Genomic DNA, 17435 nt, shown 5'->3' on the forward strand with positions numbered 1-17435 from the left:
GCGGCGTCCCTACGCTGACGCGCGTGCATGATCAGCGGCAGGCGGGCGACGACCGTCAGGGCAGTGTCGGCGAGCGGTCACCGTTGGCGGCCCGGGTGCCGCTCCGGGACGGGCGCAGTCGGCGGGCGAACCCGCTGCTGGGGTTGCAGCAGACCGCGGGCAACGCGGCGACCGTGGCCGCGCTGGCCGGGCCGCCCGGGGTGCGCCGCCCGGCGCCGGAGCAGTTGCCCGCCATCGAGGAGACCGGCGAGCACCTGCTGGAACTCCCGCCGTATCTGCTGGACCTGGAGGCGGGCGGGCTGTCGACGGCGTACGCGCTCACCGGGCAGGAGTTCGTCACCGACACGGTGGCCCAGGCCGTCGGGCACCGCGAGGGGGGCGTCGCCGAGATCGGCGCGGAACTCGCCGGGCGGCCCGAGTCGTTCTACGGGCGCGGCCGGGCCTTCGCGGTCACCGGGGCGCGGGGCACCGACCGCTTCGACGTCACGGTGCGCGTCTCCCCCGCCGACGACGACCGGCCCGCCACGTTCTCCCCCTCGGGAACCGACACCGAGGGCGCGGCCACCAAGGTGGACGTGCAGCACAACTCCGCCGCGACCGTCGCCCACAGCACGGGCTCGTCCGCGTCGAAGGGCGTGGCGTTCACCGCGTTCGGCATGGCACCGGTCGTGCCGGGTGTGTGGCTCGGCGCGGCGGCGACCGTCAACGCGCAGCCCTTCCAGTCGTCGAGGGACTCCCGCACCCAGCGGGGCGTGGCCGAGCCGCGCGTCCTGCGCAGCGACAAGGGGTCCGTCGAGGTGCCGCGCCGGGTGCGCTACCAGGTGCGGATCAAGAAGGACGGCGACCGTTCGGCGCGGCGCTTCGCCGGGAACGGCTCGCTCACCATGCGGGTGCCGACGGAGCATCTGGTGCCGGTCACCTCGGGGGCGCCGGCCCGGCCGCGCGCGGTGACGGCCGAGACCGCCCGGGCCGTGTCGCTGGCCGACTCGATGGCCCCGCTCGCCGTCTCCGACGGGGCCGGCCCGCACCAGGGCGGCGGGGGGCTCTTCGACGCCGTGGCCTCGGCGCTGCACCCGTCCCTGACCTGGCCCGGGGCGCCCGGCCGGGCCCGGCTGTACGAGGCCACCGCCACCGCGACCGTCCTCGAGGACCTCCCCCGGCTGCTGCGCGACGGGATCGTCGGCGAGGATCTGACCAGCCGCGACGGCAGCACGACCGGTACCTACCGGATGCGGGCCGACATCACCGGGCTGGCCCCCGGCTGGGGCATCGGCAAGACGCAGCTGCGCACGCACCAGCACGCGCAGAACGGGGTGACGGACACCGCGGGCAAGGGGCGCGGCGGCACGTTCGGCGTGGGTCCGGCGGGTGGCTTCGGTGTGCTGGGCAACGCGGCGGCCGTGCGCGGCACCGTGATGCCCGTGGTCGGCGCGCGCAAGGCGCGGTTCACGGTGGCCGAGCAGACCACGTCCAGCCGCCAGGGCGCGGAGGTCCGCGGCGACAAGGTGCTCTATCTGGGCACCGTGCGGTTCACCATCGAGGGCAGCGGCCCCGACTCGCCCCTGACGAGGGCGCGTGGCAGAGGTCGTACGGCACACCACTCGATGCGGGTCTGGCTCAGCCTGCGCGCCGACGAGGCCAAGGAGCTGGGGCTGCCGCTGCCGGAGGGCGTCACGGCGGACGAGTTCGTGAAGAAGCCGCGGCGCCCCGAGGAGGCGAACGCCGAGCGGGCCGAGGGGGACGACCGGGCTCCCGAGCATGTCGCACGGCATCTGCCCTACGGTGCGATGGGCTCCAGCGTGGCGATCAGCCGGCTGGACACCGCGCCGATGATGCGGGCCGTGCAGCAGATGTTCGCCACCGACACCCGGCTCGCCGGGTATCTGCCGGCCTTCGGCGACGAGGCGCAGCCGCGCCAGGTCGGCCCGGAGGACGCGGAGGTCCAGCGGCGCAACTACCGGGAGCTGGTCGCCGTCCTGTCGGAGACCAACCTGCGGGTGAACAAGGACCAGTTGCTGTCGACGGGCGTCCGGGTGCGGCTGCGCCGCAAGTCCACGTTCCACACGCACGACGTGCAGCTGAAGGTGACCGGATCGCTGCGGGACACCGGCTATCTCGGTGACACCAAGGACTGGCTGGTGCGCAGTCACGCGACGGTGGCGAGCAACGCGCAGAGCGGGCGCGCCAGTTCACGGACGGTCGGCGGGATGGCGCTCGGTCAGTTCCGGCTGATCCCCGGCGCGCTGACGATGTCGGCGCGGGCCGACAAGGGCCGTACGACGACCCGGCGCGGCCAGGCCGGGCCGACACTGCGCACCGATGTGCTCACCAACGGCTCCGAGGACGCGAGCGTGTTCGGCGGGAAGCTGAGCCTGAACGTCGATGTGACCATGACGAGCCGGCAGCGCAAGGCGGCCCGCAGTCTCACCCCCGGCGCACCGGGCCGGGACGTCGTCACCCCCGAGCACCTCGGGGCGCTGCCCCTGGACGCGCAGGACGTACGGCTGCTCACGCCCACCGCGTTCACCCTGGACGACGCGGCCAAGGAGGCGATGGACGGGGCGGTCGCCGGCCGCGCCCGGCCCGGCGGCGCGGGGCACGCCGACTTCGCGGCGGCGGGCATCGGCGACCTGGCCGGTCTCAAGCCGCCCGGGGTGGGCGGCCGGGGGGTGCGGGACTGGACGCTGGTGGAGACCGTCGGCGACGGCCAGGCGGTGCGCGACCTGGCGTTCGAGCTGCTGGCGCAGGCCGCCGGCCGCAACAAGGGCGAGCGCAGGGACCGGGCGCTGGAGACGGAGGGGCTCGCGCCGCGGCTCGCCGTCGAGGAGAGGTTCAGTCCGCAGGCGGTGACGGCGGCGCTGCGGCAGGCCGTGTCGGCCGGGTGGGTGGTGAACAACCTGCGGTACGCGCGGCGGCTGGCCGAGCTGAACGGCGCGGTCGGCACCCGGTTCGCGCTGACCGCCCCGCAGGTCGTGCACCAGGGCACGGGCGCGGGCACCGAGACCTTCGTCCTCGGCGGACACCAGGTCACCGGGCAGGAGGGCGTCAGCCACAGCACCTCGGTACAGGGCGGCCTGATGGGCTCGGAGAACGGCACCGAGTGGCGGCTCGGGCAGGGGGTCTCGGCCGGCCGGAACCTGGGGCACGGCGACACGACGGCGTCCACCCTGTCCGGCACCGTGGAACGCAACGCGCACACCTCCCGCAAGAGTCCGCTGTATCTGGTCCAGTGCGACCTGGTGGTGCGGATGGTGGCCGAGGTCGCGGTCACCGGCGGCGGTCCGTACGTGGCGCGCGGCGGCCGTACGGTGCCCGCGGCGGTCGGCGTGTGGCTGACCGCGTCCCAGCTGCGGGCGGCGGGGCTGCGGGTGCCGGGCGAGGATGCGGCGGTCGCCTCCGGCTCGGGCACCACGTCCGCGGAGACGTCCGCGAAGAAGTCCTCGGCGCGAGCGGAAGGCGAGCGCGCGGAGACCTCCGGCGGGGCGTCGCGCGGCGGGCCCCTGCTGTCTCCGGCGCCCGTGCCCGCGCTCGCCGAGAGTGCGCCGCTGGGCTTCGGCATGATCGAGGACCTGCCCGACTTCCTCCCTCTCCTCGAACGGATCCGTGGCCGCCTGGGTGCCTCGCTCGCCGACGACCTGCTGCCGCGCACCCGGCTGACGGACCGCAACGACAACGTGCAGCGACTGCTGCGGGTCCTCGACCGGGACGGCTCGGCGGGCCTGCTGTCCAGCGCGATGGACGGCGGTGTGGGCGTCGAGCTGTTCGACGGGCGCAAGCGGCCCTACCGGGCGGTGTTCCGCGTCCGCAGGACCGGGAAGGGCACATACGTCGAGACGGCCTCCGACGGCCGGGACATGGAGTACATCACCTCCGCCGCCGCCCAGCGGGCCACCGCGCACGACGAGAGCGACTCCAAGGGTGTCGAGGGCGTCCTCGCCGGTGCCGGGAAGCCGGAGGGCGGCACCGGTCAGGTGAAGAGCGTCGGCGGGGCGGCGGGGCTCGGCGTCGGCACGAGCGACTCGCGCCGCTCGGTGAGCGTCGGGCGGGCCCAGCTGGGCGTGAAGACCGTCGCGGAGGCGTCGGCCGCTCCGTCCGCGCGGATGAACGTACCCATCGAGGCGACTCTGGAGGTCTTCTCGGGCAACCGGCGGGTGGCCCTGGCCTCGCTGGGGCGCAGGAGCCTCACCCATCGCGTCCTGGCCGCCGATCTGCACGCCCTGTCCCGGATGGCGCCCGTGCCGCCGCAGTCGGTCGGCCGGTACTCCGTCTCCGCCGAGGAGGGCACCGCCGACCAGCTCGGGCCGTGGCGGGGGGCCGGGGTGCGGCTGCCGATGGAGGCGCAGGTCAACGGGTTCCGGGGCGCGCCCAGGGTGCAGCAGGCGGTGGACGACGCCGTGCAGCGGGCGGGCGGCGGCGCGCGGTTCCGCACCGGCGGCGAGACGGCCTTCCATCTGCTGCGGGAGGCGGTCTCCACGGAGTGGCTGATCTCGGCGCTGCCGCTGCTGACCGCCGCGGGCGTGGACCTGCCGCCGGTGCACGCGACCGGCGCGTCCGGCCAGGACCTGCGCAGCTCGCTGCACGCACGGCTGCGGGGCGGCCGGGTGCTGGGCGTGGGCGACAAGATGACCTTCGAGACGGTCGCGCAGAGCGGCCTGGACGCGCCGCGTCCGACGGGTACGGACGGGCAGCAGACGAACGAGCACGGCAAGACCGCGCGGGGTGTGGTCGGCGCGGGTGTGCTGAACGCGGACGAGTTCCGGATGAACCAGTTCCTGGGGGTGATGGACGGCTCGGGCAGCGCCACCGACACGGCGGCGAACGCGGCCGGTTCGATGCCGCTGCACAAGCCGAAGTCCGAGTCGGTGCTGGTGCAGTTCACGCTGGAGATGCGGGTGGTGGCGGAGGTGACCGACCGGGTGACGGGACGGCGGTCGAGGGCCGTGCAGCAGGTGACGCTCCCGGACCCGGTCGTCGTCCGGATGCCGGCCCCCGCGGTCCGCCGGATGGTGACAGAACCGGCGAACGCGGAACTCCTCCGGGACCCGCAGAACCATCTGAAGCTGCGCCCCGAGCCGGACGACACCACCGCCTGATGGGACTTGCCGGTTCGGTGAGACTCGGTGCCGTAGCCGCCAGCAGGTGAGCACTTTCGCCGCCGGAAGCATTCGAATTCTGCGGTCAGAGCGTGCCCCTGCTGGTCGGCCGGGAGGCCAGACCGGAAGCTCACCGCGGCGAGGCTGCCCGAGGGCGTGGACGGGATCGCGAAGCTGCACGAGCTCCTCGCGAAGCATGGCGGCCAGGGCCTGCGCCCCTTCCGGGACCCGGACGCCGCCCGTGGGTTCGCGAGCATCCACCGCAGTGGTTCGTCGCGCGGACGGCCGGGCGCCACGATGGTCTTGGTGAGGTCGAAGTCGACCAGCACGCTCCACAGGGCGCGATAGGCCACCGGGTTCGTTGCCTCCAATGCCTCAACGACGAGCGTTCCCGCCTTGCCGACTGTCGAGGACCACGGCAGTCGGAAGTTCGCCATGCCGTCCACATCGCCTTGCTGGTCACGGTGGACGAGATACCGCAGCGGTCCGTTCGTGCCGTCCGCGCCGTCGGACAGGCCGTCCCAGCGTCCAGGCAAGGGGGTGAGCTCACCGACGCGGTATGCACGCACCTCCGCGTGCACCATGGGCCAGAACTGCTTCGCCTGCGTGGCGTCGACCAGCTCCAGCGAACCCGGATCGGGCACTGCCGGAAGGAGGGCGGCTTCGTGACGGTCCAGCTCCCACCGCACGCGGTAGGTCGCCGGCGAGAAACCGAATCGGCCGTAGATGCTGCCCTCGCTGGCGCTGAGCATCGCCAACGGCTCGCCCCGGTCCAAGGCCGCCTCGAACATGGCCTGCATCATCTGCCGCAGATAGCCGCGTCGGCGGTGTGTAGCGATCACCGCGGTAGCAGTGACACCAGCCATCTTGACCGTGCCCCCGCCGGGGACCGCCACATCGAAGGAGATGGCGGCCGATGCGCCGACACACGCGCCGCCGTGGCGGGCGGACCTGAGCAACCATGCGTTTCCTGGAGGACATTGTCCGCTTCTCGGGCGATGACCACGATCGCATGACGGTGCCCCGCTCCTCCCCCCTTCGGAGGAGCGGGGCACCGTCATCGGGCTAGCGGATCGGGGGCGGGGTTACCACCGCACGCCGGCGCGCAGTTTGCCCCAGGTGACGGAGCCGACCTGACCGTCGTCGGAGATCCCGGCGTGCCTCTGAACCGACGTCACGGCGTTGTATGTCAGTGTGCCGAACTTCCCGTCCGGATCGAGGTATGTCGGGTATGAGGTGTTGACGTTGATCAGGCACTGCACCTCCTTGATCCGTGCCTCCGCGGCGGCACCGGTCTGGCCGGCCTTGGTCAGCGCGTTGCCGTTGTACCAGCCGCAGTAGAAGGGCGCCGCCTGGACATTCTGAACGGACTGCGCCGGTGCGGCACTCGCCGTGGGTGCGACGGCCAGACCGGCACCGACGACTGCTGTGGCGAAGGCGAGCGCGATCCGCCTGCCTGAGGTCATGTTCATACTTCCCCTCGTTTCTCCTTCGAGCCGTCCCCGTGGACCGGCTCGCCGGGTGACGGTCAGACGGTAGGTACAGCCGGGGCCGCACCGCGTCCCATGAGGGGTTGAGCTTTCGCGCAACCACAGCGGTAGCGGCGTGGTTGCGTACAACGTCCGTGCTACACCGTCTGGTTGATGACTGAGTCCGCCGCGCGGTCTACTCTGCGCGCGTGCTGCGGAACAGAGGGCTGGTGGACGTGGGCTTGGCGCTGGCCTTCACAGTGGCGAGCATGCTGCTTGGGCGCGAGCGGGTCCTGCCGCCCGACTGGGAGCCACTCGACTCCTTCGGCTATGCGCTGACCGCGCTGGTCAATCTGCCCGTTGCCGCCCGTCGCCGGGCCCCAGTCGCCGTCTGCCTGATCGTATGCGTCGCGTGGACCGGCTACGTATCCGCCGGCTACTGGCCGGTGGTGAACTGCCTCGCGCCGATGCTGGCGCTCTACACCGTCGCCGCCGCGCGCTCGTTGCGCACGGCGCTGGGCTGCGCGGCGCTGACGGGAGGGGTGTGGCTGTATGCGGGGCTGAGCGCCCAGGCGAGTTCCATGGCCACGGTGACCGTGCAAGCGGTGGTGTTCCCTCTGGTCATGTGCCGGTTCGGTTACGCGGCCCGGGTGTCCGCCGAGCGGGGCGACCAACTGGCCGTACTGACCGAACAACTGCGCCGCGAGCAGGCGGAACGTGCCCGGCGCGCGGTCGCCGAGGAGCAGGGCCGCATAGCGCGAGAGCTGCATGACGTGGTCGCCCACCACATGTCGGTGATCTCGGTGCAGGCCGGGATGGCCGGATACGTCTTCGGCTCCGACCCCGGCGCAGCACATAACGCGTTGCGCACGATCAGCGACACCAGCCGGGAGGGGCTGGAGGAGCTGCGCCGAATGCTGACCGTCCTGCGCACTGACGACAACGGCGACGGCCAGGGCCCGGCTTCGTACGACTCCGTGCCCGGGCTCGGCCGGCTCGACGAGATGGCCGGACGGATCCGGGCCGCGGGGGTACCGGTGGAGTTGACCGTCACCGGGCGGCCACGGCCGCTTGCACCGGGCGTGGAGCTGTGCGCGTACCGTGTGGTGCAGGAGGCGCTGACCAACGTGCTCAAACATGCGCATACGGCGCGGGCGGTCGTCGTGGTCGAGTACGGAGCACGGCAGCTGTCGGTGACCGTCACGGACGACGGCGGCGCGAAAGAACGTACGGATCCGGACAGAATCCTTCCGGGTGCCGGACACGGCTTGATCGGCATGCGCGAGCGCGCCAGGCTCTACGGCGGGACGGTGAACATCGGCCCCCGGCCCGAGGGGGGCTTCGGCGTCCGGCTGACGCTGCCCACCTCGGCGTCGGCCACGCCTCAGGGGGACGAGGCACGCACATGACGAGGGTGCTTGTCGTCGACGACCAGTTCCTGATCCGGGCCGGACTCGTGGGGCTGTTGCGCGCCGCGCCCGGCATCGAGGTCGTCGGTGAGGCAGCCGACGGGGCGGAGGCTGTCGAGCTGGCGGCGACGACGAGCCCCGACGTGGTCCTGATGGACATCCGCATGCCGGGCATGAGCGGCATCACCGCCACCGAGCGGATTCTGGCCGGGGCGGACGGCGCGGGGCCGCCGCCCAGGATCCTGGTGCTGACCACTTTCGACCTCGATGAGTACGTGTACGCCGCGCTGCGCGTGGGAGCGTCCGGCTTCCTGCTCAAGGACGCCGGCCCCGAGCGGCTGCTCGCCGCCGTGGCGGCGGTCGCGGGCGGCGACACACTCTTCGCGCCGAGCGTGACCAGGCGGCTGATCGAGGCTCTCGCCCCCCATGACCGGGTGGTGGAGCCGCCGGCCGATCTGACGGTTCTCACGGCGCGCGAGGTGGAGGTGCTCCGGCTGATCGCGCAGGGGTTGTCGAACATGGACATCGCCGACCATCTGTTCATCAGCGAGGCGACCGTCAAGACGCATCTGAACCGCACCATGTCCAAGCTCGACCTCGGCAGCCGCGCGCAGGCGGTGGTGCTGGCGTACGAGTCCGGGTTGGTGAAACCGGGGCCCACGGGTCTTCCTGGCTGATGTGCCGCCTGTCAGCGATCGCTCGTCAGTTCCACGCTGCCCGGTGTGACTGATTGTTGGTTCGTTCGTGGATGCGTGTCTGCTGCTCTATGAGCGTCGTGGGAATGGTGTGACACCTGAGGAGATCTCCTCGACCAGCCGCTCGGCCGTCCTCGGCGCCTTTCGCCGCAACAGCGTGACCAGCCGTCGACGGCCGGCCTTGCGGATCCGGACCGGGGACCCGAACCGTTCCAGCAGCGCGAGGGGCGCCGCCGACGTCGTCGACCACACCCGCGAGGACGTCACGGCCCGCGGTGTCCGCTACGACGTCGTCCTGGACGCCGCCGGCAACCGCCCCCTCTCCCGGCTGCGCCGGATCCTCGCCCCGCACGGCACCGTCGCCTTCGTCGGGGGCGAGGACGGCGGCCCGGTGCGGGGCGGCACGGACCGCTGGACGCGTGGTCTGGTGCTCCAGCTCTTCGTCGGGCAGACCCTGCGCCCGTTGATCGCGATCACCCGCCGCCCGGACCTGCTGACCCTCGCCGCGCTCGCCGAGGCCGGGGCGGTCACGCCGGTCGTCGACCGCACGTATCCGCCGGCCGAGGCCGCCGACGCCGTACGCCATCCGGAGTCGGGCCATCCCCGGGGCAAGCTGGTCCTCACCGTCTGACGGGCGGCGTCTCGCCTGGTCGGGTGTGCCGGGCGGTGCGACGCTGGATGGATGAGGCGTCAGGCGGGACTCGCCAGGAGGGCCGATGGGTCGTGACGTCCCGGCCGTGGTCTTCACGCGTGAGGACCGCCGTCGGTACCGGGAGAAGATGCAGGAGTGCCTCGAGGTGTTCGCGCGGATGCTGCGCGAGTCGCGGTTCGAGGCGGAGCGGCCCCGGGTGGGGCTGGAGATCGAGCTGAACCTGGTCGACGAGCGGGCCGAGCCGGCGATGCGCAACACCGAGGTGCTGGCGGCGATCGCGGACCCCGCCTGGTCCACCGAACTGGGCCGCTTCAATCTCGAGATCAACCTACCGCCGCGCCGGCTGACGGAGGGCGGTCCCGACTCCTGGGAGTCCGAGATCCGGGCCGCGCTGAACCACGCCGACGAACGCGCCCGCTCGGTCGGCACCCGGCTGATCATGATCGGCATCCTGCCCACGCTGCGGCAGGCGGACGTCGGGGAGCCGGCGCTGTCCGAGAACGCCCGCTACCGGCTGCTCAACGACCAGGTGTTCGCGGCGCGGGGCGAGGATCTGCGGCTCGACATCGACGGCGCCGACCGGCTGCGGACGTACGCCGACACGATCACCCCGGAGGCCGCGTGCACCAGTACGCAGTTCCATCTCCAGGTCTCTCCGGAGGAGTTCCCGCGGTACTGGAACGCGGCGCAGGCCATCGCCGGGGTCCAGGTGGCGCTGGCGGCCAACTCGCCCTTCCTGTTCGGCAGGGAGCTCTGGCACGAGACCCGGGTGCCGCTGTTCGAGCAGGCCACCGACACCCGTCCGCAGGAGATCAAGGCGCAGGGCGTACGGCCCCGGGTGTGGTTCGGGGAGCGGTGGATCACCAGCGTCTTCGACCTGTTCGAGGAGAACCTGCGCTACTTCCCGGCACTCCTGCCGCTGTGCGACGCGCAGGACCCGGCGCAGGCCCTGGACCGGGGCGACATCCCCGAGCTGGGTGAGCTCACCCTGCACAACGGCACGATCTACCGCTGGAACCGCCCCGTCTACGGCGTCGCCGACGACGCCCCGCACGTCCGGGTGGAGAACCGCTGTCTGCCCGCGGGACCGACCGTTGCCGACACCCTCGCCAACGGCGCCTTCTACTACGGCCTCACCCGCGCCCTGGTGGAGGAGGAGCGGCCGGTGTGGTCGCGGATGTCCTTCCGGGCCGCCGAGGACAATCTGCACACGGCCGCGCGGCACGGCATCGAGGCCCAGCTGTACTGGCCGGGGACGGGCGAGGTGCCGGTGGCCGAGCTGGTGCTGCGCCGGCTGCTGCCGCTGGCCCACCGGGGGCTGGAGCTGTCCGGGATGGACGCGGCGTGGCGGGAGCCGCTGCTCGGCATCGTCGAGCAGCGGTGCGTCACGGTCCGCAACGGTGCCGTCTGGCAGAAGGAGGCGTTCCACCGCGCGCTCGGCTCCGGCACGGACCGTCACGAGGCACTGCGCCGGATGACCCGGCTGTACATCGACTACATGCATCTCAACGCGCCCGTGCACACCTGGCCCGTGGACTGAGGCGGCTGAGGTGTCGGCCCAGCGCGACGTCCGCCTCGGCGAGATCGCCGCGGAGGTCTCGCCCGCGCGCCAGCAGGTCCGCCCCCTGCCGAGGACGGCCACCGCGGCGCGGATCCGGCCGTCGGCGTCGCGGACGGGCACGGCGTACTCGGTGATCCGTGCTCGATCTCGCCGTACGCCGCGACGACTCCGCTCGCACGGTCGCGGTCGTTGGCCGCGACGACCTCGGCGGGCGAGCGGGCCGTCGCGGGACCGCCCACCCCGATGAGCTGACAGCCCTCCAGCAGGCCGGTGATCTGCTCCGGGATGTGGTCGAGGAGCGTGGCCCGGCCGGGCCACGGATCCCCGTCGGCGGACTCCGCCCGCAGAAGTCGTACGAGCACCCCGTCCCGTACGGAGAGCCGGGCGCTCGCCCCGTGCGCCACGGCGAGGCGGCGCAGGACCGGACGGGCGTGGCGTCCTTCCGGCGTTCCAGGTAACCCTTGTCGCACAGCGGACGTCGATGGAGGAGGGAGTCATGAGGGTCCTCCCAGAACGGTGAGGGCCACGTCGAGCGCAGTGGGCATGGTGGTGGCGTGAATGCTGAAACGTATGCGGTCATCCCCGTGCACGGTTGCGGTCACGCCCGCCGCGTCGAGCCGTTCGTGGACAGCCGGGGCGTCGCCCTGCGGAATGCCCACCACGACAAGACCCGCGCGTTCATGGGGTGAGACGGGCGACAGTACCGGCATGCCTGCAGCGAGGAGCCGGTCGATGAAGGCGGTCGCCGTGGCCTCGATGCGACGCTGGACGGTGGCGACCCCGACCGATTCCAGCTGTGCGAGCGCCGTCGCGAGCGCCCCGGATGCGAACGGTGATCCGTTGGTCATCGAGAAACGCTGTGCGCCGGGGAGTAGCTCGTGGGGCACGCCGTCGTAGTGCGAGGGCCTTTCGACACCGGTCCAGCCACCAAGAACTGGCCGGAGGCGCGCAAGGCCCTGGGGGGACAGTGCCACGAAGCCCGTGCCCCACCCCGCTCTGAGCCACTTCTGGCCGCCGACGACCAGCGCGTCGGCCAGGGTCCAGTCGGCGTCGACGACACCGAATCCCTGGATGCCTTCGACCACGAGGAGGCGGTCGCCGATCACCGAACGAATCCCGGCCAGGTCGGCGCGAACCCCGGTGCGGAAGTCGACCGCGCTGACCGCCACTGCGACGGTGTCCGGCGTGAGGGAGGCTGCCACGCGGTCGGGCGTCACCGGCGCGAGTTCGTTTCCGGGCACGGCATGCAGAGTGCGCACGGTAGTGAGCCCCGCATCCTGTGCTCGCCACCACGCATACAGGTTCGAGGGGAACTCTGCACTGCTGACGAGCACCGCGCCGCGCGGCAGGCCGAAGGCAATCTGGAGGAGGCCGAGCGACGTGCTGGGCGTCAGCGCCACCGCGCTACGGTCGAACCCGGTGAGGCGCGAGACTGCCGCGAGAGCGTTCTCGTCCTCCGCATGCAGTCCCGCTGAGGGAACACCGGCGCTCGCGTCGGCCGTGAGCCGGCCGATCGTCTCCACGACCGGGCGCGACGGTGGTCCGTAGCTGCCGAAGTTGAGGTATCCGGTCGGCTCGGCGAAGGAGGCGAGGTAGTCGTCGAACTCTGCCGTCACGCGAGCACCCGCTGGAGGAACTGTCGGGTACGCGGCTCGCGCGCGGCACCTGTCATCTGCTCGACCGTGCTCTCCTCGATGATGCCGGCGTCAGCCATGGCCGCCACGACCGATCCGGCGACCGCCCGGGCAGGGGATCTCACAGTGCGGTTCCTCAGTGGTCTGTATGTGGCGGCGCCCGTCGCCGGGCGCCGCCGCGGAGGAAGAGGGTCAGCTCACGACGACCGTCGCCGCAGCCGTCTTGTCGGTGCCTTCGACCTGGCCGGTCACGGTGAAGGTGCCGGCGTCGGCGTACTGATCCGGCTCGACCGGCGCCCAGGTCACCGCGATGCCGCTCTGCCGGGAGCCGTACTGCGCCAGCATCCAGTTGCCGTAGTGATGGCGGCTGGAACTCCAGTACAGATTCTCCGAACGCAGCCAGCGGGTCAGGTCTCCCGCCGAGGTGGTGGGCAGCGCCTGCATCGCCATGAACTCAGCACTGGTCTCCCAGGAACCGGACAGTGCCGCCCCCGGGGCGACATTGATGATGCCGACCGTGTCGTCCACCGATCCGCCACTGACCCAGGAGTCCAGCTCGGTGCGGTTCCAGGTCCGGGTGACGATCACGATGATCTTGTGCTGCGCCAGTAGCCCGGTCTCCGGTGTGAAGGCCATCGTGTTGACGTAGAAACTGTAGAGATTCTCCAGCTGTGTGATGACACCGTTCGGGTCGAAGTTGTTCCTCTCGGTCCAACTCGCGGGAATGTACACCGACTTCGCGGCGGCGACCGGCGCACGCGCCATCGCCGGCGGCGCGACGGACGCACCGGTCACCAACGTAGGAGTCAGTACGACAGCGAGCCACAGTGGCCGTAATCGAGCATGAAGAAGCTTCATGACCGAACCTTCCTCTCTCTTTCGGCACTATTCGGTTCCCGATAACCGCCCGGGATTCTCACGGCAGCGGCGGCAACACCACCCGCTGGATCGGTGAGGTGTTCCCGGCACGGTCGGTGGCGGTGAACTCCAGAATCTGCGGCTCGTCACGCAGCGCCCTGGTGAACGGCTCCTGATAGATGCCCCAGAACGTCTCCGGAGTACGCCATTGGACGCGGTCCACGCCGGACACGTCGTCGTCGGCGTGGAGGGTCACCTCGACGTTGCTCGGTCCGAGCGGACGGACCTTGGCACGTACCGACGGGGGCCGCGTGTCCACAGCGGCCTCGCGAGTGGCGTGGACGACCCGGCCCAAAGAGTCGGTGGCCCGGCCCCGGAGCACGTACCGGCCCTCGCGGTCCAGCGCGATCACGCCGGTCGCGGGCTGCCACGTGCCCTCGCCCACCGCGGCCTCCAGGGTGGCGGGCGAGACCGAGGTCACCGCGAAGCCCGGCTCTCGGGTGTACCACCCGGACGGGGCACGGTCGCCGGTCACCTCCACTCGGACCACCGGCAGCGGATCACCCACGCCGACGTCCGCCGGGAGCGACCACTCGACGACGTCCTCGACCGGCTGCCCGTCCGCGGAGGTCAGCCGGGTCACGCGCGGTAGGTCCGCCGAGTCCGGGCCGACGACACCACGGCGGGGCACGGCCGGGCCGTCGAGGGTGCTCGCGGCGGCTGCCATGAGCACCGCGACCGCCTCGTCCCGGCTCAGCAGCCCGGATCGGGCCGCCCGCACCACCTCCCGGTGGACCGCGGTGAAGAACGCGGCCACGTCGGCGTATCCGCCGTCCGCCCACAGTCCGGTGAGGAACGACCAGCCGTCGGCGTCATGGCGGTCGGGTACCCCGGGTGCGCTGCCCAGGAAGGCGATCTCCGGGTCGGCCAGGCGCAGGTACATGTGGTAGCGGTGGTCGCCGCCGGACCAGGCCGGCTCGAAGGTCCGGCCGAGCACCGAGACCAGGTCGCCGTCGGTGGTGTGCCCGGCGATGCTGCCGTCGAGACGCCGATGGGCGGCCGCCGCGATGGGCAGGGTGGTGGTGGCGTCGTCGCGCGCGAGCAGCACCGTGGGGCCGAGTTCCAGGCTGACCAGGGTGGGGTCGTCGGGGGCGGGCACCAGCCGCAGCGGCATCGGCAGGTCGAGCTCGACGATGTCGCCGGGGCGGAAATCGCGCCGCAGTGTCACGAATCCGGTGTCCGGCACCGGCGTCTCCACTCCGTCGACCCGGGCGCCGGCGGCCCAGGGCGGGATGCGCAGGTGCAGCTCGCCCGAGAAGGTGAGGCCGAACTCGATCGCCACCTTCCCGTCCCGGGGGTACCGCGTCCGCAGGATCACCTCCCCGTCCGCGTAGCGCAGCCGCGAGGGTACGTATTGCGCTGCGTACAGCCGCCCTGGTGCGTGGAACCACACCGATTCCTGGTGCTTGACGTGGCTCTCCAGGCCGGTGCCGCCGCAGCAGGTACCGACGTTGTCGTATTCGCGGACGGCGCCCGGGTCCACCGGGTACATGTACAGGACCTCGGGGCTGGTGTCCGAGGTGACGTCCGCGCGGGAGCCGACGATGTGGTTGAGCGAGGCCCGCTCGGCGTAGTCGGCGTACCGGCCGTCGAGGGTGTGCCCGAACAGCGAACGGGCGATCTTCAGCAGGTTGTAGGTGGCGCAGGTCTCGGCGTTGCGCCGCTTGACGAACCCGGCCACGGTGTCCGCGGGGCCCCACAACTCGCCCTCGCCGGTGCCGCCGTGCGCGAAGGTCCGGCCGGGCACGATCTGGTCCCAGAGGGCGACCACCGCGTCGCGGTAGCGGCGGTTGCCGGTGGCGTCGTACTGGTCGAGGTGCCCGACGAGCATCGGGAGGTGCTGGTTGGCGTGCATGCCGTCGAGCACGTCACGGCCCTCGACCGCGGCGTCGAGCACGCTGTCGACCTCGAATGCCCCGGCGGCGCGCAGAAACGACGGCTCGCCGGTGATCCGGTGCAGTCTCACCATGGTCTCGTTCATGCCGCCGAACTCGCCGGCGATGTAGAGCGACCACATGCGCTGCAGCCGCGCCCGCTCCAGCCGCAGAACCCGGCCGGCCACCCAGTGGCCCATGCCGGTGACGATCTGCAGCGCCTGCTGGGAGCCCGTCAGCTCGTACGCGTCCAGCAGCCCCGCCATGATCTTGTGGCACGTGTAGTACGGCGCCCAGATCTCCCCGTACGGCGCCAGGTCCTCCAACCGCGAGAACTGCCATTCGCCGTACGCCGCCAGAAATCCCGGATGGCTGTAACGCCCCGTCGCCGCCAGCGCGTCGCGCACCTCGGCCAGGCCCGCGACCATCTCGTTCGTCTTGCTCAGCAGGACTTCCTCGCCGGTCGAGGCGTACGCCAGCGACAGCATCGACAGGAAGTGCCCCGCGTAGTGCCCGCGCAGCAGGCTCGCCGTGGGTGCCACACCCGGTCCGGGATAGTCGGCCTCGGACCACGCCCGCTCGTCGGGATGACCGAAGTCCTCCCAGGTGCCCGGTGGCAGCGCGCCGTGGGTGGGGAGCCACGCGTTGGCCCGGAAGACCGCGAGCACCCGGTCCACCGGGAACACCCTGGCGAGATGCAGCATCTGGTCCCGGGTCCGGGAGTGCACCCCGTCGAGCAGGTCCACGTCCCGCAGGGCGAAGGGATGCGCGCGGGTCATCGGGCCGCCAACTTCTCGAGTCCGGCGGCGTCGATCGGCAGCGCGCCCGACAGCACCTCGTGCCCGGTCCCGGTCACCAGGAGGTCGTCCTCCAGGCGTACGCCGATCCCGCGCAATTCCGGGGGCAGGGTCTCGTCGTGGGCGTGGAAGTACAGGCCGGGCTCGACCGTCATCACCATGCCGGGCCGCAGCGGCGCACCCTGGTATTGCTCGTACGACGACGAGCCGCAGTCGTGCACGTCCAGGCCCAGGTGGTGGCCGATACCGCAGACGATGTAGCGGCGATGCTGCTGGCCCTCGGGTGCGAGCGCCTCGTCGACCGAGACCGGTAGCAGCCCCCAGTCGTGCAGCCCGCGGGCCAGCACCTCCATGGCGGCGAAGTGGAAGTCGGTGTAGGTGGCGCCGGGGCGTACCTGGTTCATACCGGCGCGATGCGCGGCCTCGACCAGGTCGTGCACCCTGCGCTGGGTGGGCGTGAAGGTACCGCCCACCGGTATCGTCCGGGTCACGTCCGCGGTGTACAGCGAGTTCGCTTCGACGCCCATGTCCAGCAGCAGCGTCTCGCCGGGCCGGACCGGGCCGTCGCAGCGGACCCAGTGCAGGATCGGCGCGTGCTCGCCGGAGCCGACGATGGTGCTGTAGCCGGGCCCGTTGCCGAAGGTGCGGGCGTGCCGGTCGAAGGTGCCCTGCAGCCAGCGCTCCCCCAGGTCCTCGGTGACGACGCGCGGGATCTCGTCGGCGACGGCGGCGAATCCGGTGACCGTGTGGTCCACGGCCTCGCGCAGCTGTGCGATCTCCCAGTCGTCCTTGATCATGCGGAGGTCGGAGAGCACGGTACGCAGTTCGTCCGGCTGGCCGCCGTGCTGGTCACCGAGGTCACCGATCGGCCGCACCGGCAGATCCAGTGCGGCCGACCACGCCGCGAGCCCCGCCGAAGGGCCGACCCACAGTTCCCCGTGCGCCGCACTGGCGTGGAAGTCACGTTCACCGGGCCGGGCCGGAGCCGGCATGTACAGCACCGCGTCGTGGCCGCGCGGCCGCGGCTTCATCACCAGGACCGCGCCCTCGGTCTGGCACGAGGTGGCCCAGAGGAAGTCGCTGTCCACCCGGAACGGGTAGTCCGCGTCGCCGTTACGGTGCCGGGCGCGGCCCGCCGCCAGGACCAGGGTCCGGTCCGGCAGGCAGGCGCTCAGCCGGGCCCGGTGCTTGGCCGCCGCCCGTGCCGCGGCCGGACTCACCGGCGCCGGGACGTCGCGTTCGGCCCAGCCCTGCCCGATGCGGGCCAGGAAACCGGAACTTTCGTCGGCCAGCCGCGGCGGCCTCGTCCCGGCGTACGGCGGGGTGGTCATCT

12 protein-coding genes and 1 pseudogene are annotated in these 17435 nt (G+C 72.1%); 6 read left to right on the forward strand and 7 right to left on the reverse strand.

Annotated elements, in window-relative coordinates; all coding sequences use genetic code 11:
* Positions 1-23 precede the first annotated feature (23 nt).
* Positions 24-5093 (forward strand): hypothetical protein, encoded by a 5070-nt coding sequence (locus ACFPIH_RS08555; RefSeq protein ID WP_385876496.1) that lies wholly within the window; start codon positions 24-26, stop codon positions 5091-5093.
* Positions 5094-5335: 242 nt separating this feature from the next.
* Here the strand turns inward: ACFPIH_RS08555 and ACFPIH_RS08560 are convergent.
* Positions 5336-6154: pseudogene (locus ACFPIH_RS08560) on the reverse strand (GNAT family N-acetyltransferase); the annotation flags it as partial.
* A gap of 24 nt (positions 6155-6178) precedes the next feature.
* Entirely contained in the window at positions 6179-6559 is a 381-nt protein-coding gene (locus tag ACFPIH_RS08565) for a peptidoglycan-binding domain-containing protein (RefSeq protein ID WP_381169847.1), read from the reverse strand.
* Between the two features lie 272 nt (positions 6560-6831).
* On the opposite strand from ACFPIH_RS08565, the gene ACFPIH_RS08570 reads away from it, so the two are divergent.
* The 5 genes from ACFPIH_RS08570 (at position 6832) to ACFPIH_RS08590 (ending at position 11337) form a co-directional block, all read left to right on the forward strand.
* Positions 6832-7971: a sensor histidine kinase gene (locus ACFPIH_RS08570; RefSeq protein ID WP_381169980.1), complete on the forward strand. Its 1140-nt coding sequence runs from the start codon at positions 6832-6834 to the stop codon at positions 7969-7971.
* Positions 7968-8648: a response regulator gene (locus ACFPIH_RS08575; protein WP_381169850.1), complete on the forward strand. Its 681-nt coding sequence runs from the start codon at positions 7968-7970 to the stop codon at positions 8646-8648. Before ACFPIH_RS08570 ends, ACFPIH_RS08575 begins: the two co-directional genes overlap by 4 nt.
* A 199-nt stretch (positions 8649-8847) precedes the next feature.
* The gene (locus ACFPIH_RS08580; RefSeq protein WP_381169852.1) at positions 8848-9297 is read left to right on the forward strand and encodes a zinc-binding dehydrogenase; all 450 of its coding nucleotides are present in this window, start codon (positions 8848-8850) and stop codon (positions 9295-9297) included.
* Positions 9298-9382: 85 nt separating this feature from the next.
* Positions 9383-10858 (forward strand): glutamate-cysteine ligase family protein, encoded by a 1476-nt coding sequence (locus tag ACFPIH_RS08585; RefSeq protein ID WP_381169855.1) that lies wholly within the window; start codon positions 9383-9385, stop codon positions 10856-10858.
* Between the two features lie 158 nt (positions 10859-11016).
* Positions 11017-11337 (forward strand): hypothetical protein, encoded by a 321-nt coding sequence (locus ACFPIH_RS08590; RefSeq protein ID WP_381169857.1) that lies wholly within the window; start codon positions 11017-11019, stop codon positions 11335-11337.
* Between the two features lie 36 nt (positions 11338-11373).
* Here ACFPIH_RS08590 and ACFPIH_RS08595 read toward each other — a convergent pair whose 3' ends face one another.
* The 5 genes from ACFPIH_RS08595 to ACFPIH_RS08615 all read right to left on the reverse strand — a co-directional run bounded on the left by ACFPIH_RS08595 (position 11374) and on the right by ACFPIH_RS08615 (position 17433).
* On the reverse strand, positions 11374-12495 hold the full coding sequence (locus ACFPIH_RS08595) for an aminotransferase class V-fold PLP-dependent enzyme (protein ID WP_381169859.1): 1122 nt from the start codon (positions 12493-12495) through the stop codon (positions 11374-11376).
* Complete coding sequence (locus tag ACFPIH_RS08600; RefSeq protein ID WP_381169861.1) at positions 12492-12638, reverse strand: hypothetical protein; 147 nt, start codon at positions 12636-12638, stop codon at positions 12492-12494. Before ACFPIH_RS08600 ends, ACFPIH_RS08595 begins: the two co-directional genes overlap by 4 nt.
* 67 nt (positions 12639-12705) lie before the next feature.
* Entirely contained in the window at positions 12706-13371 is a 666-nt protein-coding gene (locus ACFPIH_RS08605) for a DUF6055 domain-containing protein (protein WP_381169868.1), read from the reverse strand.
* Between the two features lie 58 nt (positions 13372-13429).
* A complete protein-coding gene (locus tag ACFPIH_RS08610) occupies positions 13430-16084 on the reverse strand; it encodes a beta-L-arabinofuranosidase domain-containing protein (RefSeq protein ID WP_381169870.1) in 2655 nt (884 codons plus the stop codon).
* Positions 16081-17433 carry an aminopeptidase P family protein gene (locus ACFPIH_RS08615; protein WP_381169982.1) on the reverse strand — a complete coding sequence of 451 codons (1353 nt, stop codon included), beginning with the start codon at positions 17431-17433 and terminating at the stop codon, positions 16081-16083. The genes ACFPIH_RS08610 and ACFPIH_RS08615 overlap by 4 nt, the downstream gene beginning before the upstream one ends.
* Between the last annotated feature and the right edge of the window lie 2 nt (positions 17434-17435).

Origin of the sequence: Streptomyces vulcanius (assembly GCF_042653945.1) — a bacterium.
In the GTDB taxonomy this organism is placed as follows: domain Bacteria; phylum Actinomycetota; class Actinomycetes; order Streptomycetales; family Streptomycetaceae; genus Streptomyces; species Streptomyces mangrovi.

What these genes read in the sequence shown, in the direction of transcription:
- ACFPIH_RS08615 (WP_381169982.1), bottom strand. Translation starts at nt 17,433, where the DNA reads ATGACCACCCCGCCGTACGCCGGGACGAGGCCGCCGCGGCTGGCCGAC.
- ACFPIH_RS08585 (WP_381169855.1), top strand. Translation starts at nt 9,383, where the DNA reads ATGGGTCGTGACGTCCCGGCCGTGGTCTTCACGCGTGAGGACCGCCGT.
- ACFPIH_RS08575 (WP_381169850.1), top strand. Translation starts at nt 7,968, where the DNA reads ATGACGAGGGTGCTTGTCGTCGACGACCAGTTCCTGATCCGGGCCGGA.
- ACFPIH_RS08610 (WP_381169870.1), bottom strand. Translation starts at nt 16,084, where the DNA reads ATGACCCGCGCGCATCCCTTCGCCCTGCGGGACGTGGACCTGCTCGAC.
- ACFPIH_RS08565 (WP_381169847.1), bottom strand. Translation starts at nt 6,559, where the DNA reads ATGACCTCAGGCAGGCGGATCGCGCTCGCCTTCGCCACAGCAGTCGTC.
- ACFPIH_RS08605 (WP_381169868.1), bottom strand. Translation starts at nt 13,371, where the DNA reads ATGAAGCTTCTTCATGCTCGATTACGGCCACTGTGGCTCGCTGTCGTA.
- ACFPIH_RS08570 (WP_381169980.1), top strand. Translation starts at nt 6,832, where the DNA reads ATGCTGCTTGGGCGCGAGCGGGTCCTGCCGCCCGACTGGGAGCCACTC.